This window comes from Amycolatopsis sp. NPDC051128 (genome assembly GCF_040682715.1).
Classification (GTDB): Bacteria; Actinomycetota; Actinomycetes; order Mycobacteriales; family Pseudonocardiaceae; genus Amycolatopsis.
Genome location: NZ_JBFBBN010000017.1, coordinates 25648 through 50747, shown reverse-complemented (window position 1 = coordinate 50747; position 25100 = coordinate 25648). Strand labels below are relative to the sequence as shown.

General features: G+C 70.6%; 22 protein-coding genes. 18 read left to right on the top strand and 4 right to left on the bottom strand.

The annotated features are described in order from the left end of the window. Positions 1-24 precede the first annotated feature (24 nt). The 5 genes from boxC (at position 25) to AB0M82_RS19445 (ending at position 6470) form a co-directional block, all read left to right on the top strand. A complete protein-coding gene (boxC, locus tag AB0M82_RS19465) occupies positions 25-1644 on the top strand; it encodes a 2,3-epoxybenzoyl-CoA dihydrolase (RefSeq protein WP_364723402.1) in 1620 nt (539 codons plus the stop codon). A 5-nt stretch (positions 1645-1649) separates the two neighbouring features. Further along, complete coding sequence (gene boxB / locus AB0M82_RS19460; protein ID WP_364723400.1) at positions 1650-3071, top strand: benzoyl-CoA 2,3-epoxidase subunit BoxB; 1422 nt, start codon at positions 1650-1652, stop codon at positions 3069-3071. An 8-nt stretch (positions 3072-3079) separates the two neighbouring features. Next, complete coding sequence (locus AB0M82_RS19455; protein WP_364723398.1) at positions 3080-4627, top strand: benzoate-CoA ligase family protein; 1548 nt, start codon at positions 3080-3082, stop codon at positions 4625-4627. Further along, positions 4624-5478, top strand: a complete 855-nt coding sequence (locus tag AB0M82_RS19450) for an amidohydrolase family protein (protein ID WP_364723395.1) — start codon at positions 4624-4626, stop codon at positions 5476-5478. Before AB0M82_RS19455 ends, AB0M82_RS19450 begins: the two co-directional genes overlap by 4 nt. An 86-nt stretch (positions 5479-5564) precedes the next feature. Then, positions 5565-6470 (top strand): glycoside hydrolase family 43 protein, encoded by a 906-nt coding sequence (locus AB0M82_RS19445; protein WP_364723393.1) that lies wholly within the window; start codon positions 5565-5567, stop codon positions 6468-6470. Positions 6471-6513: 43 nt separating this feature from the next. Here the strand turns inward: AB0M82_RS19445 and AB0M82_RS19440 are convergent, their stop codons facing one another. After that, positions 6514-6894 carry a VOC family protein gene (locus AB0M82_RS19440; protein WP_364723391.1) on the bottom strand — a complete coding sequence of 127 codons (381 nt, stop codon included), beginning with the start codon at positions 6892-6894 and terminating at the stop codon, positions 6514-6516. Positions 6895-6961: 67 nt separating this feature from the next. After that, positions 6962-7414, bottom strand: a complete 453-nt coding sequence (locus AB0M82_RS19435) for a MarR family transcriptional regulator (protein ID WP_364723388.1) — start codon at positions 7412-7414, stop codon at positions 6962-6964. An 82-nt stretch (positions 7415-7496) separates the two neighbouring features. Between AB0M82_RS19435 and AB0M82_RS19430 the strand changes: the two genes are divergently transcribed. Genes AB0M82_RS19430 through AB0M82_RS19415 form a run of 4 tightly spaced genes read left to right on the top strand, consistent with a single transcriptional unit; the run spans position 7497 to position 10715 of the window. Then, entirely contained in the window at positions 7497-8462 is a 966-nt protein-coding gene (locus tag AB0M82_RS19430) for a ring-cleaving dioxygenase (protein ID WP_364723386.1), read from the top strand. Further along, positions 8459-9061 (top strand): alpha/beta hydrolase, encoded by a 603-nt coding sequence (locus AB0M82_RS19425; protein ID WP_364723383.1) that lies wholly within the window; start codon positions 8459-8461, stop codon positions 9059-9061. The genes AB0M82_RS19430 and AB0M82_RS19425 overlap by 4 nt, the downstream gene beginning before the upstream one ends. 42 nt (positions 9062-9103) lie before the next feature. Beyond that, complete coding sequence (locus AB0M82_RS19420; RefSeq protein WP_364723381.1) at positions 9104-10243, top strand: dipeptidase; 1140 nt, start codon at positions 9104-9106, stop codon at positions 10241-10243. 46 nt (positions 10244-10289) lie between these two features. Continuing rightward, the gene (locus AB0M82_RS19415) at positions 10290-10715 is read left to right on the top strand and encodes a lipopolysaccharide assembly protein LapA domain-containing protein (protein ID WP_364723379.1); all 426 of its coding nucleotides are present in this window, start codon (positions 10290-10292) and stop codon (positions 10713-10715) included. Between the two features lie 8 nt (positions 10716-10723). Here the strand turns inward: AB0M82_RS19415 and AB0M82_RS19410 are convergent, their stop codons facing one another. Beyond that, the gene (locus tag AB0M82_RS19410) at positions 10724-11551 is read right to left on the bottom strand and encodes a maleylpyruvate isomerase family mycothiol-dependent enzyme (RefSeq protein ID WP_364723376.1); all 828 of its coding nucleotides are present in this window, start codon (positions 11549-11551) and stop codon (positions 10724-10726) included. Positions 11552-11695: 144 nt separating this feature from the next. On the opposite strand from AB0M82_RS19410, the gene AB0M82_RS19405 reads away from it, so the two are divergent. Further along, positions 11696-12493: an Abi-alpha family protein gene (locus AB0M82_RS19405; RefSeq protein WP_364723374.1), complete on the top strand. Its 798-nt coding sequence runs from the start codon at positions 11696-11698 to the stop codon at positions 12491-12493. A gap of 4 nt (positions 12494-12497) precedes the next feature. After that, positions 12498-13733 (top strand): DUF445 domain-containing protein, encoded by a 1236-nt coding sequence (locus AB0M82_RS19400; protein ID WP_364723371.1) that lies wholly within the window; start codon positions 12498-12500, stop codon positions 13731-13733. Here AB0M82_RS19400 and AB0M82_RS19395 read toward each other — a convergent pair. Next, on the bottom strand, positions 13730-14095 hold the full coding sequence (locus AB0M82_RS19395) for a helix-turn-helix domain-containing protein (RefSeq protein WP_364723369.1): 366 nt from the start codon (positions 14093-14095) through the stop codon (positions 13730-13732). The genes AB0M82_RS19400 and AB0M82_RS19395 overlap by 4 nt on opposite strands. A gap of 114 nt (positions 14096-14209) precedes the next feature. On the opposite strand from AB0M82_RS19395, the gene AB0M82_RS19390 reads away from it, so the two are divergent. The 7 genes from AB0M82_RS19390 to AB0M82_RS19360 all read left to right on the top strand — a co-directional run bounded on the left by AB0M82_RS19390 (position 14210) and on the right by AB0M82_RS19360 (position 24902). Next, positions 14210-15196: a zinc-dependent alcohol dehydrogenase family protein gene (locus AB0M82_RS19390; RefSeq protein WP_364723367.1), complete on the top strand. Its 987-nt coding sequence runs from the start codon at positions 14210-14212 to the stop codon at positions 15194-15196. Between the two features lie 90 nt (positions 15197-15286). Next, positions 15287-18244, top strand: coding sequence for a patatin-like protein (locus AB0M82_RS19385; RefSeq protein ID WP_364723364.1), 2958 nt, complete (start codon positions 15287-15289; stop codon positions 18242-18244). Positions 18245-18483: 239 nt separating this feature from the next. Then, the gene (ectA, locus tag AB0M82_RS19380; protein ID WP_364723362.1) at positions 18484-18993 is read left to right on the top strand and encodes a diaminobutyrate acetyltransferase; all 510 of its coding nucleotides are present in this window, start codon (positions 18484-18486) and stop codon (positions 18991-18993) included. 15 nt (positions 18994-19008) lie between these two features. Beyond that, positions 19009-20262: a diaminobutyrate--2-oxoglutarate transaminase gene (gene ectB, locus AB0M82_RS19375; RefSeq protein ID WP_364723360.1), complete on the top strand. Its 1254-nt coding sequence runs from the start codon at positions 19009-19011 to the stop codon at positions 20260-20262. Positions 20263-20272: 10 nt separating this feature from the next. Then, entirely contained in the window at positions 20273-20665 is a 393-nt protein-coding gene (locus AB0M82_RS19370; protein WP_364723357.1) for an ectoine synthase, read from the top strand. A 30-nt stretch (positions 20666-20695) separates the two neighbouring features. Continuing rightward, a complete protein-coding gene (gene thpD, locus AB0M82_RS19365; RefSeq protein WP_364723354.1) occupies positions 20696-21598 on the top strand; it encodes an ectoine hydroxylase in 903 nt (300 codons plus the stop codon). Positions 21599-22172: 574 nt separating this feature from the next. Then, complete coding sequence (locus AB0M82_RS19360) at positions 22173-24902, top strand: BTAD domain-containing putative transcriptional regulator (RefSeq protein WP_364723352.1); 2730 nt, start codon at positions 22173-22175, stop codon at positions 24900-24902. Positions 24903-25100 lie beyond the last annotated feature (198 nt).

The window sequence follows — 25100 nt, the reverse complement described above, 5'->3', positions numbered from 1 at the left end:
GAAAGCGTGTAGACACTCGACGGGGTGACCACCACCACACCGGTTGCCTTCGACCGTCGTCCGGACGAGTACCGCCACTGGCGCCTCCACTTCGACGGGGAGGTGGCCTGGCTGGAGCTGGACGTCGACGAGCAGGGTGGGCTGGTCCCAGGCTACGAGCTCAAGCTCAACTCCTACGACCTCGGCGTCGACATCGAGCTCTACGACGCCACGCAACGGCTGCGGTTCGAGCACCCCGAGGTCCGCGTGGTCATCGTGACCAGCGCGAAGGACAAGGTGTTCTGCGCCGGCGCGAACATCCGCATGCTCGCCGCGTCCGAGCACCACTGGAAGGTGAACTTCTGCAAGTTCACCAACGAGACCCGCAACGGCATGGAGGACGCCACCGAGCACTCCGGCCAGACGTACGTGGCCGCGGTCAACGGCACCTGCGCCGGCGGCGGCTACGAGATCGCGCTGGCCTGCGAGAAGATCCTGCTGATCGACGACAACTCCTCGACCGTCGCGCTGCCGGAGGTGCCGCTGCTCGGCGTGCTGCCCGGCACCGGCGGGCTGACCCGCGTGGTGGACAAGCGACGGGTCCGGCGCGATCTCGCCGACGTCTTCGCGACGCGCCCGGACGGCGTCAAGGGCAAGACGGCGGTCGACTGGCGGCTGGTCGACGAACTGGTCCCACGCCAGGACTTCCGCGAGAAGGTCCTCGAAAAGGCCCGGGAACTCGCCCGCCGGTCCGAGCGCCACGGCGACCACGGCATCGAGCTGACCCCGCTCGACCATCGCCATGTCGACGTCGAGATCACGAAGGACCAGGCCACCATCACCGTCAAGGGGCCCGAGAACGACCCCGGCGACCTGCACGAAGAGGGTGCGGGCGGCTGGTTCCTCGCCATGACCCGCGAGCTGGACGACGCCATCCTGAGGCTGCGCACCAACGAGATCGAAGCCGGCACGTGGATCCTGAAGACCCAGGGCGACCCGGCGAAGGTGCTGGCCCACGAACAGGCCGTCCTCGGCGCGAAGGACTGGCTGGCCAACGAGATCACGCACTACTTCAAACGCACGCTCAAACGCCTCGACGTCACCAGCCGCAGCCTGATCGCGCTCATCGAACCCGGCAGCTGCTTCACCGGCGCGCTGCTGGAGCTCGCGCTGGCCGCGGACCGCCAGTACATCCTCGACGGCCCGCCGATCGACGACGAAGATTCGGACGAGCGCGCGACGATCCGGCTGACCGACGCCAACTTCGGTGCGTTCCCGATGGGCAACGGCCTGACCCGCCTGCAGGCGCGCTTCTACGGCGACGACGACCACCTCGCTCGCCTGGCGCGCGAGAAGGGCCGCGAGCTGAGTGCCGCCGAAGCCGCCGAGCTCGGCCTGGTCACCGACGCCCCGGACGACCTCGACTGGGAGGACGAGATCCGGATCGCGCTGGAAGGCCGGGCGTCGCTGTCCCCGGACGCACTCACCGGCATGGAGGCCAACCACCGGTTCGTCGGTCCCGAGACCATCGAGACGAAGATCTTCGGCCGGCTGGCGGCTTGGCAGAACTGGATTTTCACCCGGCCGAACGCATCCGGGCCGGAAGGCGCGCTGCGCCGATACGGTACGGGGCAGAAGGCCGTCTTCGACAGGAAGCGGGTCTAGCGCAGATGCCCGAGAAGATCGACTACGACGCCAAGATCCCCAACAACGTCAACCTCTCCGAGGACCGGCGGCTCCAGCGCGCGCTGGAGGGGTGGCAGCCGAAGTTCATGCACTGGTGGGGCGAGATGGGGCCGACGCTGGAGACCCACGGCGTCTACCTGCGCACCGCCGTCAGCGTGGGCCGCGAGGGCTGGGCGCACTTCGACCACGTCAACGTGCCCGACTACCGCTGGGGCATCTTCCTCGCCGAGCGCGACCCGGACCGGCGGATCGCCTTCGGCGATCACCAGGGCGAGCCGGTCTGGCAGCAGGTGCCCGGCGAGTACCGCGCCGACCTGCAGCGGCTGATCGTCATCCAGGGCGACACCGAGCCGGCGTCGGTCGAGCAGCAGAAGCTCCTCGGTCTCACCGCGCCGAGCCTCTACGACCTGCGCAACCTGTTCCAGGTCAACGTCGAAGAGGGCAGGCACCTGTGGGCGATGGTGTACCTGCTGCACGCCTACTTCGGGCGCGAAGGCCGTGACGAGGCCGAAGGCCTGCTGCTGCGCAACTCCGGCAGCCCGGACGCGCCGCGCATCCTCGGCGCGTTCAACGAGGAGACCGCCGACTGGCTGGCCTTCTACATGTTCACCTACTTCACCGACCGCGACGGGAAGTACCAGCTCGGCACGCTCAAGGAAAGCTCCTTCGACCCGCTCTCGCGCACCTGCGAGTTCATGCTGAAGGAGGAGGCGCACCACATGATGGTCGGCACCACCGGCGTCGACCGCGTGGTGATCCGCACCGCCGAGCTGATCCGCGAGCACGACACGCTCGACGTCGGCCCGCACGGCGGCATCCCGCTGGACGTCATCCAGAAGTACATCAACTTCCACTACACCGTCTCGCTCGACCTGTTCGGCAGCGAGACGTCGACGAACGCGGCGAACTACTACACCGCCGGGCTCAAGGGCCGCTGGCAGGAGACCCGCCGCAAGGACGACCACAAGCTCACCGAGGACGCCCGCACGCTGGAGCGGCCGAACGGCGACGGCACGTGGACGACCGAGGAGCTGCAGGCGATCCTGCTGCTGAACCTCGACCTGCGCAGCGAGTACGTGGCCGACTGCCAGACCGGCGTCAACCGGTGGAACAAGATCCTCGCCGAAGCCGGCATCGACTTCACGTTCCGTTTGCCGCACCCTGGATTCAACCGGGAAGTGGGCATAAACTCCGGCCACCACGTCACTCCCGACGGGACGATCGTCGACGAGGCGACGTGGCAGGCCGGCAGGAGAAAGTGGCTGCCCACCACCGAGGACCTCACGTTCGTCCGCTCGCTGATGCACCCGGTGTACGAGCGGGGGAAGATCGCGAGCTGGGTGGCGCCGCCACGGCAGGGCATCAACGGGAAGCCCTTCGACTACGAGTACGTGTATCTCACGTAGGAGGTCCGGTGGCGACAGGGTTCAACGCCGCGGAATACCTGCTCGCGGGTGGGCAACCGGACGCGACCGCGGTCGTGTCGCCTCGCCGTTCGCTCACCTACGCCGAGCTGGCGGCCGAATCCCGGCGGGTGGCCGCCGGGCTCACCGAACTCGGCGTGCGCCCCGAAGAGCGCGTCATGTTCTGCATGGTCGACGACGTCGAGCTGCTCAGCGGCATCCTCGGCGCGATGCTCGCCGGCGCGGTCGCGGTGCCGGTCTCGACCATGGTCACCGGGCTGGAGCTGGGCCAGATGCTCGCCGACTCGCGGGCGCGCGTGCTCGCCGTGTCCGGTGAGTTCGCCGACCAGGCGGTGACCGCGCTCGGGCTCGCCCCGGAGGTCACCGACGTGCTGCTCGACCGCTCCGACGCGACGGGCATCCCGGTGCGGACGCACCAGTGGTCCGAGCTGACCGGTTCGTTCCACGGTGGACGGACGTGGGAGGACTCGCCCGCGTTGTGGCTGTACACCTCCGGGACGACGGGGCAGCCGAAGGGCGCGATGCACCGGCACGCGAGCATCCGCGCGGTCTGCGAGACGTACGCCCGCGGCGTGCTGGCCACGACTCCGGCCGATCGGTTCCTGTCCGTGCCGAAACTCTTCTTCGCCTACGGGCTGGGGAATTCGTGCTTCTTCCCGCTCGGCGCCGGTGGCACGACGCTGCTCGAGCCGTCGCGTCCGACGCCCGCGTTGTTCGCCCGGCGCGCTCGCGAGGAGCGGCCGTCGCTGTTCTTCGCCGTGCCGACGTTCTACGCGGCGCTGCTCGCGAGCGACGTCCCGGACGACTCGTTTTCCTCGGTGCGGTACGCGGTTTCGGCGGGCGAGCCGTTGCCCGCCTCGCTGTTCGAACGGTTCCGCGCCCGCTTCGGGCTGGAAATCCTCGACGGCATCGGGTCCACCGAGGCACTGCACATCTTCCTGTCGAACCGGCCCGGCGAGGTGCGGCCCGGCAGCACCGGCGTCGCCGTGCCCGGGTACGACGTCCAGCTCCGCGACGAGACGGGCGCCGTGATCGACGCGCCCGGCCGGCCGGGCGAGCTGTTCGTGTCCGGGCCGTCGACGGCGACCGGCTACTGGGCGCGCTACGACGCGACCAAGCTCGTGTTCCAGGGCGAGTGGCTGCGGACCGGCGACAGCTACGTCCGCAACGAGGACGGCACCTACAGCTGCCTCGGCCGGTTCGGGGACATGCTGAAAGCGGGCGGGATCTGGGTGTCACCGTCCGAAGTGGAGGAACGACTGCGGCAGCACCCGGCGGTGGCGGAGGTCGCGGTCGTCGCCGCGCCGGACGCCGACGGCCTCGACAAGCCCGTGGCGTGCGTGGTGGCGGCCCCCGGCTTCGCCGTCGACCCGGCCGAGCTGATCGAGTTCTGCCGCGAGGGGCTCGCGGCGTTCAAACGCCCGCGCGGCGTGGTCGAGCTGGCGGAACTGCCGAAGACGGCGACCGGCAAGATCCGGCGGAACGTGATCCGCGAGCAGGTCCGCGACGCGCTGCGGGCGGTGGCGCCGCACCCATGATCGACGGGCACTTCGTAGTCGACGCGCACGTCCACACGCCGCGGCTGCCGACGCTCAAGCCCGCCTGGCTGCAGTGGGCGCACGACTTCGCGGGGGCGTACCCGTGGCGTTCGGTGTACTCCGCTTCGGGTTCGGTGATTCCGTCGGCCATGGACGAGCTGATGGAATCCGAGGGCGTCGACCGGGTGCTGCTGTTCTGCGAATACAGCCCGCGGGCGACGGGAATCCAGCCGATCGAGGACAACCTGCCGCTGGTGGAGCACAACCCGACGCGGTTCCGGCTCGTGGCGAACGTGAACCCGTACGTGCACCACCCGGCGGCGGCCGAGGTTTCGCGGCAGCTGGACCTGGGCGCGGTGGCGCTGAAGATCCATCCCGTGCACGGCGCGTTCTCGCCGGCGGACAAGGAGCTGTACCCGGTCTACCAAGTGTGCCTCGAGCGGGGCGTGCCGGTGATCCTCCATTCGGGAACGTCGAGCTTTCCGGGCTCCCGCACCAGTTTCGGCAATCCCGAACTGCTGTCCGATGTGGTCGAGGACTTCCCGTCACTGCAGTTCGTCTTCGCCCACGGCGGCCGCGGCTGGTGGTACGACGTGGCGGCGTTCCTCGCGCTGGCGCGGGACAACGTCTGGCTCGACCTCGCCGGGCTGCCGCCGCGGAAGCTGCCGGAGTACTACCGGCGGTTCGACTTCGCCCGGCTGGCCGGGAAGTTCGTGTTCGGCACGGATTGGCCCGGCGTGCCTTCGGTGGCCGGGAACGTCCGGACGCTGGCCGGTCTCGGCCTGCCTGACGACGTCCTGAGTGGTGTCCTTGGTGGCAACGCGATCAAGCTGATGCCGTCGCTCGCCTGATTTGTCGAAATCTTCGTCGAATTCGACGAAGATTTGACACTTCCGGAAATGGGCGAATACGGTCCCTCGCCAGGAGGACACGGGGTATGCGTCGTTTTCGAACCATCGCCGCGGTGCTGCTGATCGCCTGTGGGCTGCTGGCGCCGGCGGGGTCCGCGAGTGCCGGCCGGCCGCGGTATGCCGGATACATGTTCGTCTATTTCACCGGCGAGGGCACCACCGACGGCGAGCAGGTCTACTTCGGACTGAGCCAGGGCAACGACCCGGTGCGGTGGCGGGAACCTTCCGGCCGGCCGGCGTTGCGCTCCCCACTCGGCACCGGGGGAATCCGGGACCCGTTCGTCATCCGCTCGCCGCGCGGCGACCGGTTCTACCTGATCGCGACGGACCTGCGGATGTACGGCCGCGACGACTGGGACGAGGCGCAGCGTCGCGGGAGCCGGTCGATCGTGGTGTGGGAGTCGAAGGATCTGGTGCGGTGGAGCGAACCGCGGCTGGTCCAGCTCGCCCCGGAGACCGCGGGCCACGTGTGGGCGCCGGAGGCGTTCTACGACCCGGCGCGTGGCGCGTACGTGGTGTTCTGGGCGTCCACGCTCTACCCGGCCGGCGATCCCGGCCACACCACCGAGTCCCACAACCGGATGATGTACGCCACCACGAAGGACTTCCGCACGTTCAGCGAGCCGAAGGTCTGGTTCGACCCGGGGCATTCGGTGATCGACTCCACGGTGATCCGGCACGACGGCCAGGACGCGGTCGTCGGCGGCGAGGGGCCGCTGGTGTTCCGGTCGAACACCGAGCACAAGTGGTACCTGTTCATCGACGAGTACGGCGGCCGCGGCTACGCCCCGTTCGAGACCACGGACCTGAACTCGGGCGACTGGCGGCCGGTGGCGAACGCGCGGCTGCCGGGCCGGCCCCGGCACGGCACGGTGCTGCCGGTGACGCGGGCCGAGTACCACCGGCTGGCGGCGCACTACCCGGGGTCGTGAGTGAGAAACAGTGTGCCAACCCTGTTTCCCACTCACGCCGGGGTCAGCTGAGCACCTGGTGCAGGCAGAGGACGTTCCCCTCGGAGTCGTTGAACCACGCCGCGCGCTCGTTGCCCATTTCCGCGATGTGGTTGACGGTCTTCAGGCCTTCCATCTCGAAGTCCTGGAATCGCACGCCGTGGCTTTCCAGGGCGCTGATTTCGGACGAAAGATCACCGACTTCGAAGCTCAGTGCCGTGTTCTCGCTCTGCGCGCCGGCCGGCATCGGCCGGAGCCCGATGCCGCCGCCGGCCGCCGCGAAGTAGAGGGTTCCGTCTTCGCCCTTCCCCGTCTGTTTGAGGCCGAGGGAGTCGGCGTAGAAGTGGCCGGCGCGTTCGCTGTCGGTCACCGGGAGCATCGTCGTGATGGTCGATTCGGTCAGCATGGATCTCATCCTGCGCCTTTCCGCCTCCTCCGGCGCCTTTCCGCACACGTCCGTGGCCACGACTTTTTCAACGATCGGTGTTGAACGCGCGGAGTGTTCGCATCGTTTCGGCGAGCGCGGCCGCGTCGTCACCCAGCGGGGTCAGCACGATCCGGCGCAGGATGTCCGCCGCGGCCGCGCGGGCCTGGTTCGCCACCTCCAGGCCGTGGTCGGTCAGGGACGCGAACGTGACGCGGCGGTCGTCGGGGCTCGGCACGCGGCAGATCAGGTCCGCCGCCACCAGCCGGTCGGCCACCTTCGTGAAGCCGCCGCTGGACAACGCCGCTTCGTTCGCCAGCCGGGTCATGGGCATCCGGTGCTCGGGCGAGCGGACCAGCCGCACCAGGATGTCGAACGACGCGGGCGCGAGCCCGAAGCGGTCGGCGATCTCACCCATCAGCTTGTCCTGGGTGGCCAGGTAGCCCTCGATGACCAGGCCCCACCACGTGACGATCTCGTCGTCGTCGGTCTGCGGATCCACCGGCCCAGCCTACCGGAAGTCTGTACGGAATATATCTTGCGCGCGAGAGGTTCTGGGGTTACCTTGACCTGAGGAGGCAACCATGTCGATCAGGACGTCCGGCCTGCACCACGTCACCGCGATCGGCGGCGACCCGCAGCGCAACGCCGACTTCTATCTGCGGACCCTCGGACTGCGGCTGGTGAAGACCACCGTCAACTTCGACGACCCGGGCACCTACCACCTCTACTACGGCGACAGCTCCGGCAAGCCGGGCTCGCTGATGACCTTCTTCCCGTGGCCCGACGCGCCGAGCGGCCGGCACGGCACCGGCCAGGCGACGACGACGTCGTTCTCCGTGCCCGAGTCGTCCATCGGCTGGTGGAAGCGGCACCTCGCCGAAAGCGGCATCGAGACCGGCGAGGTCCGCAACGCCGACGACGAAGACACGCTCACCTTCCGTGACCCCGACGGCCTGAAGCTCGCGCTCGTCGCGCACCCGCAGGGCGACCCGCGCGACCCGTGGGACACCGAGCTGGTTCCCGCCGAGCACGCCGTCCGGGGCCTCCACTCGGTGACGCTCTCGGTGACCGAGGAAGACGCCACCGCGGGCATGCTCACCGACGGCCTCGGCCTCAGCTTCGCCAACCAGGAGAGCAGCCGCCTGCGCTTCGCCGCCGGTGAAGGCGGGCCGGGCGCGCTGGTCGACGTCCTCGTGACGCCGGACGCGCCGCGCGGGCTGGTCGCCGCGGGCACCGTGCACCACGTCGCCTGGCGCGCGCCGGACGAGGCGACCCAGAAGACCTGGCGCGAAGAACTCGTGGACAAGGGGGTGTCCGTGACGTCCATTTTGGACCGTCAGTACTTCCGCTCGATCTACTTCCGCGAGCCGGGCGGCACGCTCCTCGAAGTCGCGACCGACGAGCCGGGCTTCGCCATCGACGAGCCGCTGCTGGAACTGGGCCGCGCGCTCAAGCTGCCGCCGTGGCTGGAGCCGCGCCGCGACGAGATCGAGCACATGCTGCCCAAGCTGAACCTCCCCGTCGAGAACAATCCGGAGCTGTCATGACGCTGGAGCACAAGTACGTCGAAGGCGCGCCGGACGCGCCGGTGCTGCTCCTGCTGCACGGCACCGGCGGCAGCCCGGACGACCTGCTCGGCCTGGCGCGCGAGCTGAGCCCCGGGTCCGCCGTGCTGGCCCCGGCCGGCCCGGTGACGGAGTACGGCGCGGCACGCTGGTTCCGGCGACTGGCCGAGGGTGTGTTCGACCACGAAGACGTCGTGAAGCGCGCGAACCAGCTCGCGGACTTCGTGCTCGAGGCCCGGGCGAAATACGGGCTCGGCGACCGGCGGCTGGTCGCCGTGGGCTTCTCGAACGGCGCCAACATCGCGGCCGCGGTGGTCCTGCTGCGGCCCGAGGTCGTCAGGGAAGCCGCGCTGTTCGCGGCGATGTCCCCGGTCCCGGAACCGCCTGAGCTGGACCTTTCCGCTTCCCGCGTCTTCATGGCCAACGGCGAACGCGACCCGATGGCGCCGCTCGCGTCGACCGGGGAGCTGATCCGGCTGCTGCGTGAGCGCGGTGCCGACGTCGTCACCCACCGCCATCCCGGCGGGCACCAGATCACCGAGGACGGCGCTCGGGCGGCGGCGGAGTGGCTGGCGCCCTGACGTTTGTACGGAGCGTATATCGCGCCCTCCTACCATCAGGCGATGACTAACGAGGCACTACAGCGTGCTACCAAACTGCTGGAGTCGGCGATCCTCGCCGACGGGCACAACGACCTGCCGTGGGAGCTGCGGGAGCACGGCGGCCCGAACCCGGTCGAGGCGGCCGCGTCGCTCGACCTGACCGTCCGGCAGCCGGCCCTGCACACCGACTTCCCGAAGCTCGCCGAGGGAAAGCTCGGCATGCAGTTCTGGTCGGTGTACGTGCCCTGTGAGTTCCTGGGCGACAGCGCCGTGACCGCCGTGCTGGAGCAGATCGAGGTCGTCTACCAGCTGGCCGAGCGCTACCCCGACCGGCTCCGGCTGGTCGACACCGCGGACGAAGCCGAGGCCGCGTTCGCCGACGGCCGGATCGCGTCGCTGCTGGGCGCCGAGGGCGGGCACAGCATCGCCGAGTCGCTCGGGGTGCTGCGGATCCTGCGCCGCCTCGGCGTCCGCTACATGACGCTGACGCACAACTTCAACACCACCTGGGCCGACTCGGGCACCGACGAGCCGGCCCACGGCGGGCTCACCGAGTTCGGCCGCGACGTCGTGCGCGAGATGAACAAGATCGGGATGATGGTCGACCTGTCGCACGTCGCGCCGTCGACGATGCGGGCGGCGATCGAGGTCAGCTCGGTCCCGGTGATCTTCAGCCACTCCTCGTGCCGCGCGGTGAACGACCACCCGCGCAACATCCCCGACGACGTCCTGGCGAAGCTGCCCGGCAACGGCGGCGTCGCGATGACGACTTTCGTGCCGGCGTTCGTCTCACCGAAGGTCGCCGCCTGGGACCAGCAGCTCAAGGCCGCCATGGCGGAGGCGGGCGAGGACTACCGGAACCTCGATCTGCGCGGGAAGTTCGTCAAGGACTGGGCTGGCCCCGTCAAGCCGAAGGCCGGTGTCGAGGACGTCGTCGCGCACATCGAGCACGCCCGCGACGTCGCCGGGATCGACCACATCGGCCTCGGCGGCGACTACGACGGCGTCGGCTCGCTGCCGGAGGGGCTGGAGGACACGTCCAAGTACCCGGTGCTGTTCGCCGCGCTGCTCGAGCGCGGGTGGAGTGAGGAAGACTGCGCGAAGCTGGCCGGGAAGAACACGCTCCGCGTACTCCGGGAGGTCGACGGATTCGCCCGTTAGGGGGTTTGACGCAGCGCTCCCCGCGTGCTGGACGGACACTGGGTACATGACGCACGCGCGCGGGGGCGCGGCCGACCGCCCCACTGGTCCCACCGGTCACGAGCTGCCCGGGAACGAGGTGCCCGAGGGCGCCCTGGAGCCCGCCGAACTGCGGGCCGGCGACGTCCGGCCGGGCGCGGAGGAGGTCGCGCCGGTCCGGCCGGCGTCGAGTAAGCCGGTGTCCACCAGGAGCCGGCCGACGCGGATCAGCGGCACCTGGGTCGCGGTGATAGCCGGCCTGGTCGTGCTGGTCGTGCTGCTGGTCTTCATCCTGCAGAACCTCGACCCGGCGAGGGTCCGCTTCTTCGGCGCCGAGGGCAGCCTGCCGCTGGCCATCGCGATGCTGTTCTCCGCCATCGGCGGGGCGGTGCTGGTCGCGCTGGTCGGCGGGGCCCGGATCCTGCAGCTGCGGAAGCAGGCGCGCCACCGCTGAAACGCTCGTCAGACGATGATGGAGGGCATCCGCAGGACCAGCGCGCAAACGTTTTCGTCCCCGGTCGCCCGGACGCGGTCGATGGCTGAAGTGTGTCCCGTGCAGAGCCGCCAGAACGTGTCCAGGTCCGTCGTCACGGAGGCCAGCGGGGTGCGCGACGGCGGCGCGCCCCGGTCCAGGACCCAGCCGTCGCGCTCGCGGCGCGCGTGCCACTTGCCGCCGCCCTGGCCGGTCACCGTGTAGCCGACCTGCTTGCCGACGCGGGCCTCGACGTCGCGCAGGGCGTGCGGCAGCGCGCGGACGAACGTGTCGGCGATCGGCTCGGCGTACTCCGCCTCCAGCGGTGTGTGCTCCAGCGCTTCGCGAATCTGGACGTGGTGCACCCAGAACCCGGCATAGTCGCGGGCCGCGTCCAGCCAGCGCGGCGCGGGCTCGTCGCCGGCCCCCGGCACCGGCTCGCCGAGGACGTCGAGGTCCAGCTTCGCCCAGTAGTCGGTCGTCTGGCCCATGAACTCGTACAGCATCGTGAGCAGGACGTCGGTCGACAGCCGGCGGCACGCGACGACCCACTCCTCGTTGCTCCGGTCGACGAACCGGGGGACTGCCTCGCCGGGGCGCGGGCCGTCGGCCCGGTGGCCGTCGCGGCCGCGGGACAGCCGGCCGACCTTGTCCCCGAGCAGGTGGGCCGCGACGTCCTTGACCGACCAGCCGGCGCACATCGTCGGCCGCGTCCAGTCCTCCTCGGTCAGCGCGCCGAGCAGCGTCATCAGCGCCTGTTCCTCCTTGGAGAAGTACGGGAGGACGTCGATCGGCGGGCCCCAGCGCGTCGGACTCATGCCTGCATCCAACAACTGTGTTGTCCGGGGCTTCGCCCCGGGCCGGGGGCTCCGCCACCCGGACCCCGAAGGGATGCTGGTCGTCACACCTCCGTTCGGCCTACCCGCAGGTAGCATCACCCGTAAGCATGAGGGGAGTGGCCCGTGAACGCGGAGCGACCGAACGACCGGGGCACCGCCGACGAGGTCGCCGGCCTGACGCGGCGCGCCGGGCAGCTGGCGGGCTGGGCCGCGCGCACCGGGTTCGCGTTCACCCGGCGGCTTCCCGGCGTGGAGACCGCCGAACGCGGGGTGCGGCAGGTCGAGCGCCAGCTGCTCGCCGAGCTGCGCCGCCGGCTCGACGAGGTCGACGACCCGTACCACGCGGCGCTCACCGCGGCGTCCGCGATGAACCGACCGGCGACGTCCGGTGGCCGCCCGGCCGAGGCCGCCGTGACGCTCGTGCCCGCGCGCGACAACCACGCCGAGCCGCTGCGCGCCGCGATGGCCGAGCTGCTCAACCACTCCATCGGCTTCGGGCGCGACCGAGCCCGCGAGTACTTCTACGCGATCATCCTGCGCCAGCTGACGCCGGACGAGGCGCGCATCCTGGCCGCGTTGTCCGACGGCTCGCCGTTCCCCGCGATCGACGTCGTCGAGCGGACCGGCCTCGGCGGCAACGGCCGCGTCGCGCTGCGCAACGCTTCGACGGTCGGCAAGGCGGCCGGGGTGTCGCTGCCCGACCAGGTGCCCGGCTACGTCACCCGGCTGATCGGGCTCGGCCTCGTCGAACTCGACGAAGAGGTGCCCGCGCTGGAGACGCAGTACGAAATCCTGCTGACCGACGAGACCGTGCGCGACGCGGAAAAGCACGTCAAGCGCGCGAAGTTCGTCCGGCGGACCATCCACGTCTCGCGCCTCGGCGCGCAGTTCTGGCAGGCCTGCAACCCGAGCCTCGGTTAGCGGGATGGGGGCTTTTCTCGGCGGCGTCGTCGCCGACTTCGCGCGGCACTGGCCCGTCTACGTCTCGATCCCGATCGTCGCCGCCCTGATCGGTTACGGCACGAAGCTCGTCGCGATCCGGATGATGTTCCAGCCGGTCGAGTTCATCGGTGTCAGGCCGTTCTTCGGCTGGCAGGGCATCGTGCCGAAGCGCGCCGCGCGGATGGCGAGCATCGCCTGCGACACGATGACCGAGCAGCTGATCAAGCCGGCCGAGGTCGTCGCCAGGCTCGACGCGTCCCGCATTGCCCAGGAGATCGAGAAACCGCTGCTCGCGGGCGTCGAGGACATCGTCCGCGAGGTGGCCGGGCACTACCAGCCGGGGCTCTGGGAGTCACTGCCGGTGCGGGTGCAGCGGCTGGTGATCGAGCGCGTCCAGCACGAGACACCGCGGATGGTCGCCGCCGTGCTCGACCTCATCAAGTCCGATGTGGACAGTGTGTTCGACCTCAAGGGCATGGTCGTCACCAGCCTGGTCAAGGACAAGCGGCTGCTGAACCGGATCTTCCAGGAGGCCGGCGCGCAGGAGTTCAAGTTCATCGCCCGCTCCGGCCTGGTGTTCGGCGGCGCGATCGGCGTCATCCAGATGGTGGCGTGGATGCTGTTCAAGTTCCCGCCGATCATGCCGGTCTTCGGCCTCTTCACCGGCTGGTTCACCGACTGGCTCGCGCTGCGGATGATCTTCTACCCGATCGAGCCGCGTCGCTATTTCGGCGTCCAGTGGCAAGGCCTGTTCCTGAAGCGGCGCGAGGAGGTCGCGGAGGCGTACGGTTCGTTGATCGCCCAGGAGATCATCACGCCGCGCAACGTGATCGAGGCGATCCTCCACGGGCCGTTGTCGGACCGGGTGCTGGCCCTGATCCAGCGCCAGCTGGACCTCGAGCTGGGGCGCCGGGTCAAGCCGCTGCTGGTGTTCGCCGTCGGCAGCCGCAAGTACCAGGACATGAAACTGGCGATCGCTTCGCAGATCATGTCGCGGCTGCCCGAGACGATGCGGTACATCGAGGACTACGCGACGGACGCGATGGACATCCGGAACGTGCTGGTGTCGAAGATGAAGCAGCTCTCGCCGCAGGAGTTCGAGCGCTTGCTGCGGCCGGCCTTCGAGCAGGACGAATGGATCCTCATCGCCACGGGCGCGGTGCTCGGCTTCGCGGTCGGTGAGGCGCAGGTCCTGCTGCTGGAGCAGTTGGCGGTCTAGGCGGTGACGCCGTCGTACGCCTGCCGTGCCGCGCCCACCTTCGCCCGGTGCTTGGCCGCCCACGCCGACAGTGCGTGGAGTGGCTCGTCCAGCTCTGCCGCGTGCGGGGTCATCGTGTACTCCACCCGGGGCGGGACCTCCGGGTAGATCTTCCGCGTCACCAGGCCGTTGCGCTCCAGGCCGCGCAGCGTCAGCGACAGCATCCGCCGGGAGACGCCGTCCAGCGCGCGCTCCAGTTCGCTGAAGCGGCGGGGTCCGGAGCCCAGCTGGACCAGGACCCGGATCGCCCACTTGTCGCCCACCAGATCCAGGACCTCGCGCAGGGAACACATCTCGGCCGGAGGAGTTTCGCCGTTGTCCATCGCTGTGACCTCGTTCGTAACAGACGTGTGCCGTCGTACCAGAAAAGTGCCGTCTTCCAGCAGGAACGCGCCTGGGGCACGATCGATTCCGCAAGCACCGGAAAGGAATCAGGAATGACGAAGACGGTACGGTTCGCGGCGGCCGGCGGACCGGAAGTGCTGGAACTCGTGGACGTCGACCTCGGCGAGCCGGGCCCCGGCGAACTGCGGCTGCGGGTCGAAGCGATCGGGCTCAACCGGGCGGAGGCGATGTTCCGCGCCGGCACCTACTTCGAACACCCCGACGAGTTTCCGGCGAAACTCGGCTACTCGGCGTCGGGCATCGTCGAAGCCCTCGGCGACGGGGTCACCGGGTTCGCCGTCGGCGAGGCGGTCAGCACGGTGGCGGGCTTCTCGATGCGGGACTACGGCGTCTACGGCGAGGCGGCGATCGTGCCGGCGACCGCCGTGCTCCGGCGCCCGGAAGGGCTGGACGCCACCGAGACCGTCGCGCTGTGGGGGCCGTTCCTCACCGCGTACGGCGCGATCGTCGACGAAGGACGCGTGCGGCCCGGTGATTTCGTGCTGATCACGGCCGCGTCGAGCAGCGTCGGGCTGGCGGCGATCGACGTCGCCAACCACATCGGCGCGATCCCGATCGCCGCGACCCGCACGGCCGCGAAGAAGCAACGGCTCCTCGACGCGGGCGCGGCGCACGTGATCGTCACCGACGAGGAGGACATCGCCGGACGCACCCGCGAAATCACCGGCGGCCGTGGCGCGGAGTTCGTCTTCGACGCCGTCGCCGGCGAAGGCGTGCGCAAGCTGGCCGACGCCACCGCGAAGGGCGGCACGCTGGTCGTCTACGGCGCGCTCGACACGAAGGAAACGCCGTTCCCGCTGTGGTTCGTGCCGACCATGCGGCTGTTCAACGCGTTCGACCTGACCATGGACCCCGAACGCCTGGCCCGCGCGGAGCACTTCATCCGCGCCGGCGTCCGGGCGGGCACGTTCCGGCCGCGGGTGGACCGCGTGTTCGACCTCGCCGACGTCGTCGAGTCCCATCGCTACCTGGAGGCGAACGGCCAGTTCGGCAAGGTGGTGGTCAGCGCGGGCGGGTGACCGGGCGGTCAAGTCCACCCGAACAGCCGTACACCCGCACGCACCTCGCGCCTCTAATCTGCGTCAGGACGACGACGGGCGGGGGAGCCCATGGCTGGGACAGCGGAACCGTGGCAGCAGGAGATCCGCCTGGCGATGACGATGGCCGGCGGCGCCAGCCTCGCCATCTGGATGGGCGGCGTCGCCGGCGAGACTTCCCTGCTGCTGCGGGAATCGCGAGGCGACGCCGAGCCCGGGCTGTACCGCAGGCTCCTCGACCTGCTGCGCGCGACGGTGTCGATCGACGTGCTGACCGGCACGAGCGCCGGCGGGGTCAACGCGGCCTGCCTCGGCTTGGCCGAGGCCTTCGGGTCCTCGCCACAGGTCCTGCGGGACACCTGGATCACCAGCGGCTCGCTGGAGAACCTGATCCGGGACGCGCGGGAGAGCGAGCCGCGGTCGGTGCTCGACGGGGACGGCGTGCTGCTCGGCGCCGTCGAGCGGGCGCTGCGGCAGATCAGCGAAGCAGGAACGCCGCCTGCCGCGGAGCCGGACGTCACCGTGCTGCTCACCGGCACCATGATCGACGGCGAGACCACCCGGTTCGACGACGCGCTGGGAAACCTGGTGCGGGACACCGAACACCGGATGCTCTTCCGGTTCTGCGGTCCACTGTGGACGCCGGGCGTGGAGGGGCCGCTCGCGCTGGCGGCCCGCTCCACCGCGTCGTTCCCCGGCGCCTTCGAGCTGTCCCGGATGCCGATCGGCGCCGACGGCGTCGACCGGCTGCACCCCGACATGACGCCGTACACCGAGCTGACCCGGTCGCACTGGCTGACCGACGGCGGCGTGCTGCTGAACAAGCCGCTGCGCCCGGCGCTGCGCGAGATCTTCGAACGGCCGTCGCACGCGGACGTCCGGCGGCTGCTGCTGTACGTCGTGCCGACCGGCGAACGGGAGGTCGGCGTCGTCGGCTGCGACCCGGCGAACCCGCCGCTGCTGTCGAGCACGATGGCCAAGGTCGTCGACACGGTGATGAGCCAGTCGATCAGTGCCGAGCTGGACGACCTGACCCGGCACAACGACGCCGTGCTCCGCGCGCGGGACACCCGGGTCTCCCTGGCCGCGCTGGGGCTGCGCGGCGGGCCGGAATGCCTGGTGGACGCGCGGATCGCCGCTGCCTACCTCGAGCGGCGGACCGCCGAAGACGCAGCCGAGCTGGTCCGGGTCGGCGCCCGTCAGTACGCGCTTTCCGCGGCGGCCACCGAGGATCGCGACTGGGCGTCCGGGATGTCGCGGCAGCTGCGCGCGATCGCCGTGACCGGGCTGAAAACCGGCGTCCCGGCCGGCCCGCCGCCCACCAGCCTGGCGGTCGCGGACCTCGTCGGCTACCGGACGACCGCGCTCGACGACGCCGTCGCGACCGGCCTGCAACTGGTCAACGCCGGGTTCCGGCTCCGGCCGGACGCCGCGCGGGCGAAGGAGCTCAACGACGTACGCGCCCAGCTGCACGCGGCGCGCCGGACTGCCGGGCGCGGCGTGCGACTGGCGCAATGGGTCGCCTCGCACACCGCGCCCGGCGCGAGCAGCACGCTCGAAGGCTGGATCCGCGAGCTCGCCGAGGAGTGGGCCGGGCTGGGCCGCTCGGCCGCCGTCGCCGAAGCGTGGCCGAAGGTGGTCGCGGGCCTGCGGGCGGCCGCGCCGACGTTGCGGGAGCTGGCCGCCGAGGACGAGGCGGGCACGGTGACCACCCTGCTGAACTGGCTGGCGCTGGGCCCGGACGCCGGGGCCGACGAGGTCGTCCAGGCCCGGCTGGTGGCCCTGCACGTGGCGACGCGCGGGCTGCTCGCCCAGGCCCCGTCGGTCGACCAGCGGGTCGACCTGGTGCAGGTCAGCGCCGATTCGCGGACGCTGCTGGACATGACACGGCGCCGGTCGCGGGACAAGCTGACCGGGACGCAGGCAAGCTCCTTCGGCGCGTTCTACAAGGCGTCGTGGCGGGCCAGCGACTGGATGTGGGGCCGCGTCGACGGCGCGGGCTGGCTGGTGCAGTGCCTGCTCGATCCCGACCGGCTCGAGACGCTCCGGGAGATCGTCGGGCGGGAGCGGTTCCGGGACGAGCTCGTCGCGGCGTTCGGGCCGCTCTGGCGGAAGCCGGACGCGCGGGACCGGTGCTCCCCGGAAGAGTCGGCGCAGCTGCGCGACGAGCTGACCGCCGAGCTGGCGTTCCTCGGCCTCGACGCCGACTTGAAACCGGTCGAGTTCGGCACGAAACGCCCGGTCAGCCTGCCGGTGACGGCCATGGTGCTGGCCCGGGCGCGGCAGGCCGAGATCGCGGCGGAGGAGCTCCCGGTCGTCACGCTCGCGTCGCGCTACGACGCCGACGACCGCGACGGCATCGAGGACGCACTGGCGGAGGAGCGGCCCCCGGTCGACGTGGCCGCCGCGCAGGGCCGGTTCCAGGCCTGCCGCGTCTCGGCCGAGACGCTGGCCGGGGAGCAGGGCACCGCGCGGCTGACCAGGACGCTGGTCGCGCTGGGTGCCGCCGCGGTCAACGCCGGGACGGTCGCGTTCCGGCTGCCCGGCGGCTGGCCGCGGACGGTCGCGGGTCTCCTGCGGACGGTCGCCAGGAGCACGGCGAAGGTCTCGCGGAGCGCGTCACGGCTCGGCACCCCGGGTTCGCTCGCGGCTGGCGTGCTCGCGCTGCTGGCCGGCCTGGTGATCGGCACCGACGGCGGTGCGGTCCTGCAGTGGATCGGGCTCCCGGTGCTGGCCGGCGCGGCCGTCTACCTGGCGACGGCGGTGCTCACCATGGGCCGCACGCCACGACGGCTGTTCTCGCTGCTCGGCGTGCTGGTGGTGGCGGCGCTGCTGCTGGCCGCGTTCCTGCCACCGCTCGCGCGGCCGTTCTTCGGCTGGCTCGGCAACGTCGTCGCGGGCTGGCGGCGTGGCGAAGGCGCGGTGTGGTGGCTCGTGGTCTCGGGGCTGCTGATCCTGCCTGCGGTGGTGATGCCGGTCAATGCGCTCCGGCGGCGTCTCCGTCACCGGCGGTCGCGGCCGGCGAAGTGACCCACCGACCGGCGTAACCGTTCGGCCCGTCGCCTTGCGATCAGTCCGATTTGGGTTCATGGTGCGGGTAGGTCACGGGCCATGCGCACGCGGCACGGGCGCCCGTGTGCCCCGGCACCGGCCCCGTCAAACATGTTTGTGGGACTGCTCACCGGGTACCCCGCGTCGTCGCAGGTCATTGCGGGGGTCGTGAGCCACGTCGCTGGCGGCCCGAAAATTCTCTGTTACGTTTCCTGAGTATGTCCGTAACGCACTTGATCGAATCCCCGACCAAGGCGGACGGCGCGGAGCTGTGGCGAATCGCGCGTGATTCCGCCAAGCTCGATCTCAACTCGCCGTACGCATACATGCTGTGGTGCCGCGATTTCGCCGAGTCTTCGGTGGTCGCGCGTGAGGATGGCCGGGCGGTCGGATTCGTCATCGCCTACCGCAGGCCGGACGAGCCCGAGGCAGCGCTCGTCTGGCAGGTCGCGGTCGACGCGTCGCAGCGAGGGAAAGGCCTGGCCGGAGCCCTGCTGGACGCGCTGTACACGCGGCTCACCGGCGAGGGGGTGCGTTACCTCGAGACCACCATCACCCCGGACAACGAGGCGTCCATCCGGCTGTTCGCGTCGTTCGCGAAGCGATGGGACGCCGCGATGGAAACCAGTGTGCTGTTCGGCGGGGAGGATTTCCCCGAAGCCGGGCACCTGCCCGAAGAGCTTTACCGCATCGGTCCGCTGACGACACGCACAGATCCGGGCGAGTAGGAGAAAAGAACCGTTATGAGCATCTTCGAAGAGCTCGAATCCGAAGTCCGCAGCTACAGCCGCGGCTGGCCGGTCGTGTTCGACCGCGCGCAGGGCAGCTGGCTCTACGACGAGAGCGGAAAGCCCTATTTGGACTTCTTCGCCGGGGCCGGCGCGCTGAACTACGGGCACAACAACCCGAAGCTGAAGCAGGCCCTGATCGACTACATCCAGCGGGACGGCGTCACCCACGCGCTCGACATGTTCACCGTGGCCAAGCGCGACTTCCTGCAGTCCTTCCGCGACAAGATCCTCGACCCGCGCGGGCTCGGCTACAAGGTCGTCTTCCCCGGGCCGGGCGGCGCGAACGCCGTCGAGGCGGCGCTGAAGCTGGCGCGGAAGGTGACCGGCAGGGAGTCGGTCATCAACTTCACCAACGCCTTCCACGGCATGACGCTGGGCGCGCTGTCGGTCACCGGCAACTCGATGAAGCGCGGCGGCGCCGGCGTCCCGCTGGTGCACGCGACCCCGATGCCGTACGACAAGTACTTCGACGGCGCGATGCCGGACTTCCTCTACTTCGAGAAGCTCCTGCAGGACTCCGGCAGCGGGCTCAACGAGCCGGCCGCGGTGATCGTCGAAGGCGTGCAGGGCGAAGGCGGCATCAACGCCGCGCGCCTGGAGTGGCTGAAGGGGCTCGACGACCTCTGCAAGCGCCACAACATCCTGCTGATCCTCGACGACGTCCAGATGGGCTGCGGCCGCACCGGGCCGTTCTTCAGCTTCGAGGAAGCCGGGGTCACGCCCGACATCGTCTGCCTGTCGAAGTCCATCGGCGGCTACGGCATCCCGATGGCGCTGACGCTGATCAAGCCCGAACTCGACGTCTGGGAGCCCGGCGAGCACAACGGCACCTTCCGCGGCATCAGCCCGGCGTTCGTCACCGCCAAGGAAGCGATCGACGTCTACTGGAGCGACGACGAGCTCGAGAAGTCGACCAAGGCGAAGGGCGAGCGCATCGCCTCCGCGTTCTCGGGCATCGTCGAGGCCTACCCGGAAGCGAACCTGTTCGCCAAGGGCCGCGGCCTGGCGCGCGGCATCGAGTTCACGAACGGCGACCTGGCCGGCCGGGTCTGCGCCGAAGCTTTCGCGCGCGGCCTGCTGATGGAAACCTCGGGTCCCGACGGCGAAGTCATGAAACTGCTGCCGCCGCTGACGCTGACCGACGACGAGCTGACGCAGGGCCTGTCGATCATCGACGAGTCCGTCAAGGCCGTCCTGACCAAGTAAGGAGTCCGACGTGCTCGTCCGCACGCTCGACGAGATCACCGACACCGACGCCGACATCAAGACGGAGAACTGGCGCAGCAAGCGGATCATCCTCGCCAAGGAGGGCGTCGGCTTCTCGGTGCACGAGACCACGCTGTACGCGGGGACGGTCAACGACTTCTGGTACGCCAACCACATCGAGGCGGTGTTCATCACCTCCGGTGAGGGCGAGATCGAGGATCTGGCCACCGGCAAGGTGTACGAGCTCAAGCCCGGCACGCTCTACCTGCTCAACGACCACGACAAGCACCAGGTCCGGCCGAAGACCGAGATCAAGTGCGTGTGCGTGTTCAACCCCCCGGTGACCGGCCGCGAGGTGCACGACGAAAACGGCGTGTACCCGCTGATCACCGAGGAAGCGTAAGTACCGGAGAGGAAACAGGAGGCGAAGCCCGTGACGCTGACGGACACCCGGGTCGACGACACTTACCCGACCCGGATCACCGGTACGCCGGCGCATCTGCCGCGCGTGCACCCCACGGTGTGGGGTACCGAAGCCGACGGCCCGATCGACGCCGCCACGCTGGCGAACCACGAGACCAAGGGTTACACCGTGGTCGAGGACATGCTCTCCGTCGGAGAGGTCCAGACGTACTGGCAGGAGCTGGTGCGGCTGTCCTCCGACCGGGAACTCGCCGAGGACGAGCGCGTGATCACCGAGGCGAAGACCGGTGAAGTCCGGTCGATCTTCGACGTCCACGAGATCTCGGACCTGATCGCCGAACTGGTGCGCGACCCGCGCGTGCTGGACCGGGCCCGGCAGCTGCTCGGCTCCGAGGTGTACATCCACCAGAGCCGTGTCAACTACATGCCCGGTTTCAAGGGCACCGGGTTCTACTGGCACTCGGACTTCGAAACCTGGCACGCGGAAGACGGCATGCCGTCGCCGCGCGCGGTCAGCTGCTCCATCGCGCTGACCGACAACTACCCGTTCAACGGCGGCCTGATGATCATGCCGGGCTCGCACCGGACGTTCGTCCAGTGCGCCGGCGAGACGCCGGACGACAACTACAAGAGCTCGCTCAAGGACCAGCGGGTGGGCGTGCCGAGCGAGGACGACATCACGAAGATGGCGGCCGAGTACGGCATCGACCAGTTCACCGGCCAGGCGGGCTCGGCGCTGTGGTTCGACTCGAACATCATGCACGGCTCCGGGAACAACATCACCCCGTACCCGCGCTCGAACATCTTCCTGGTGTTCAACAGCGTGGAGAACGCGCTGGAGCAGCCGTTCGCGGCGGGCGCGCCGCGGCCCGCGTTCATCGCCGGCCGCGACTCGACGCCGATTTCGCGCTGAGTCATCCCGGGCTTCACCACCCGGAGCCCGGAACGCGGTGGCCCGCCCGTGACTGACCCGGTGCGCTTTGTTACCGTGTCGCCACCGCGTGGGCGTGTGGTCCGCGCAGGAACGTCTTCGCGGACGACCGGCGGGTGCTTCGCTCGGGGTGAGCCCACCCGCCCGGTCGCCGGCGGCGGCGGCGGGCGGACCGGCCCCCTGGCGGCCCGACCGGAGATTCAGCACGACCCCGCACCAGCGGAATCGGGACCGATGGTGCGGGGTCGTGGTATGTCCGGGGTGCTCAGCGGGGCCGCGGAAGGTCGAGCTTTTCCCGCGGCTCTCGCGAACTGTCGGTTGCTTTCTCGTGGGGGCCCGTTTTGCGTGAGCGTTCCGCGACAGGCCCGCTCGCGACCGCGGAAGCCGGAAAAAGCCGCAGGTCCGGCCCACTATCCCTACGGATTCCGCTGACCAGTGAAAGCCTGTGGGGAGTTCGCGGCCGGGTGGTATTCGTCGGCTGACGGTCACGGTAGGTTGATTTTTCCGGTGAGGGAGACGCCGAAGGACTGAGAACCACGGGGAGGTGGGCGCGAGCATGGCCGAAACCCGGCTCCAGCTGCTCGGGCCCGTCCAGCTCTTCGATGGCGACCAGCCCGTCCCGATCGGCGGTCCCGGTGTCCGGGGCCTGCTCGCGCTGCTGGCGCTCACGCCGGGAAAGGTCGTCGGGCTCGACGAAATCATCGACGCGCTCTGGGGCCACAACCCGCCCGCGACGGCCCGCACCATCGTCCACGGCAACGTCTCCCACCTCCGGCGGATCCTGCGCGAAATCGAAGGTCCGAGCATTCTCACCACCCCGCCGGGCTACCGCCTGGAGGTGGAGCCGGACCGGATCGACGTCCACCGGGCGCGCATGCTGCTCGACCAGGCGTCGGTGGCCATCCCGGAGGTCGCGGCCGCGCTGCTGGCCGAGGCGCTCGCGTTGTGGCAGGGCCCGGCGCTGGGCGGGGTGCCCGACTCCCTGCGGGCCCCCGAACTGGAGGACCTCCGCCGCGCCGTGCACGGCGCCCGCGTCGACGCGGACCTCGACCTCGGCCGGCACGCCGAGCTGATCGCCGAGCTCAGCCCGATCGTCCGGGCCGACCCGCTCGCCGAGCGGACCGCGGGCCAGCTGATGCGGGCGCTGTACCACGCCGGGCGCCGCGGCGACGCGCTCGAGCTGTACCGGACGGTCTCCCGTGCCACCCTCCGCACCCTGGGCGTCGAGCCCGGCGCCGAGGTGCGCTGGCTTCACGAACGGGTGCTCAAGGACGACCTCCCGCCGCTTTCACGTGAAAGCGACGGCTCTGGGCCTTCGCAGCTGCCCGCCGCGGTGCCCAGCCTGGCCGGGCGCGCCGAGGAACTGGCCTGGCTCGACGGCCTGGTCACCCGTGCCGAGGCCGGCGAGACCACGATCGCCGTGGTGACCGGCACCGCCGGGGTCGGCAAGAGCACGCTCGTCGTGTGGTGGGCGCACCGCGTCGCGCCGCGGTTCCCGGACGGCGTGCTGTTCGCCTCGCTGCGCGGCTTCGACCCCCACCACCCGCCGCTGGAGCCCGCCGAGCTGCTCACGCAGTTCCTGCTCGGTTTGGGCGTCGAAACCGCGAAGATCCCCGAGCTGCTGCACGAGCGCATCGCGCTGTACCGGTCGCTGATCGCCGAACGGCGGATGCTCGTCCTGCTCGACGACGCGCGCACGGCCGAGCAGGTGCGCCCGCTGCTGCCGCCGAGCGCGCGCACGATGACGGTGGTGACCAGCCGCTCGCGCCTGGACGGGCTGGCCGTGTCGAACGCGGCCAAGCAGCGGGTGCTCGGCACGCTCGCGCCGGACGACGCCGTGCGGCTCATCGAGGAGCTCGCCGGGCCGGCCGGCCACAACCACACGCTCGCGCGGCTCTGCGGTTACCTCCCGCTCGCGCTGCGGATCGCCGGCGCCCGGCTCTCGGCGAGCCCGCAGCGCACCGCCGAAGAGCTGGTCGGCGAACTCGGCAACGAGCGCACCCGGCTGGCGGGACTGCAGGTCGACGGCGCCGACGACGGCGTGCGCGCGGCGTTCGACGTCTCCTTCCGCGGCCTGCCCGGCGAGATCGCCGAGACGTTCCTGCAGCTCGGCGCGGTGCCCGGGGTGATGGTCGGGCCGCACCTGATGGCCGCGGTCGCGCAGATCCCGGTGCCCGAGGCGCGGCGGCGGCTGCGCGCGCTGGCCGCGCACAACCTCATCGCCGAGACCGCCCGCGACGTCTTCGTCCCGCACGACCTCGTCTGGCTCTACCTGCGTGAGCTCGCGGAACAGGAGCTCGGCGAGAAGGAACGCGACGAAGCGCTCGGCTGGACGGTCCGGTACTACCAGGCGGTGGCCGACCGCGCGCGGCGCCGGCTCGGTCGCGTCGCCGACCCGCTCGACTTCGGCGGCGTGCTCGCCGACGAGGCGATGCCGCCGCTGGCGGGCTTCGCCGAGGCGCGGGACTGGTTCGCGGCCGAGTGGCCGAACCTCCTCGCGGTCCTCGACGCCGCGTACGCCGCAGGCCGCTACGACGACGTCTGGCGGCTGGCCCGGCTGGGGCACACCTACCGCGTGGCCTGCCCGTTGCTGGACGAATGGACGCGGATGGCCGACCTCGGCGTCGCCGCCGCCGAAGCCGCGGGCGACGTCGCGGGCCAGTGCTGGCTGCGGCTCGCACGCTGCGAAATCGCGCTCGTCTTCGAGCTGCCCGGCTTCGGTCTCGCCGACGCCGAACGGGCGGCGGAGCTGTCCGCGGGGCTCGCCGACGAGCGGCTGGCCACCTCGGCCGACCTGCACCTCGGGCGCGCGCTGAGCCGGCTCGGCCGGCACGAGCAGGCCATCGGACGGCTGGCCAAGGCCGTGGCGGAGGCCGGCGACGTCACCCTGCGCGGGCAGGCGCTCAGCAGCTGCGCGCAGGCGGAGAAGCGGGCGGGCCGGCTGCCCGAGGCGATCGAACACCAGCTCGCCGGACTGCGGATCGACCGTGACCTCGGCGATGACGACCGGGTCGTCGGCTCGCTCGACAAGCTGGCCGAGCTGAGCCTGCGCGCCGGGGACCACGCGGCGGCCGAGCGGTACGTCCGGGAGGCGATCGACCTCGCGATCAGCCGCGAGTTCGTCGCGCGGGAGGGTGCGCTGAGGCTGACTCTCGGCCGGGTGCTGCGGGCCCGTGGCGACATCGACGGCGCGCGCGAACAGCTCGCCTTGTCCGTGCGCATTTACGAGCGGGTGCACCCGAAACTCGTGGGCGAGGTTCGCGCCGAACTCGCCGAACTGCCGTGAAGTCTTTCCGGCGCGATTGAGGCTGCGACAACCCGGCGTCGGTGATCCTCATTTGTGGCGAGAATCCGGTTGCGAATGGGTCACGGCCCGGCTTCGGCCGGTGAATCCTTAGTGGATTCTTAGTGCCCTCGGGTGGCGTCCGCGTAGGTTCGGCGGTGCCGGCAGAGCCCTAGGGGAGGGGCAGGCGGAGACGCCGGT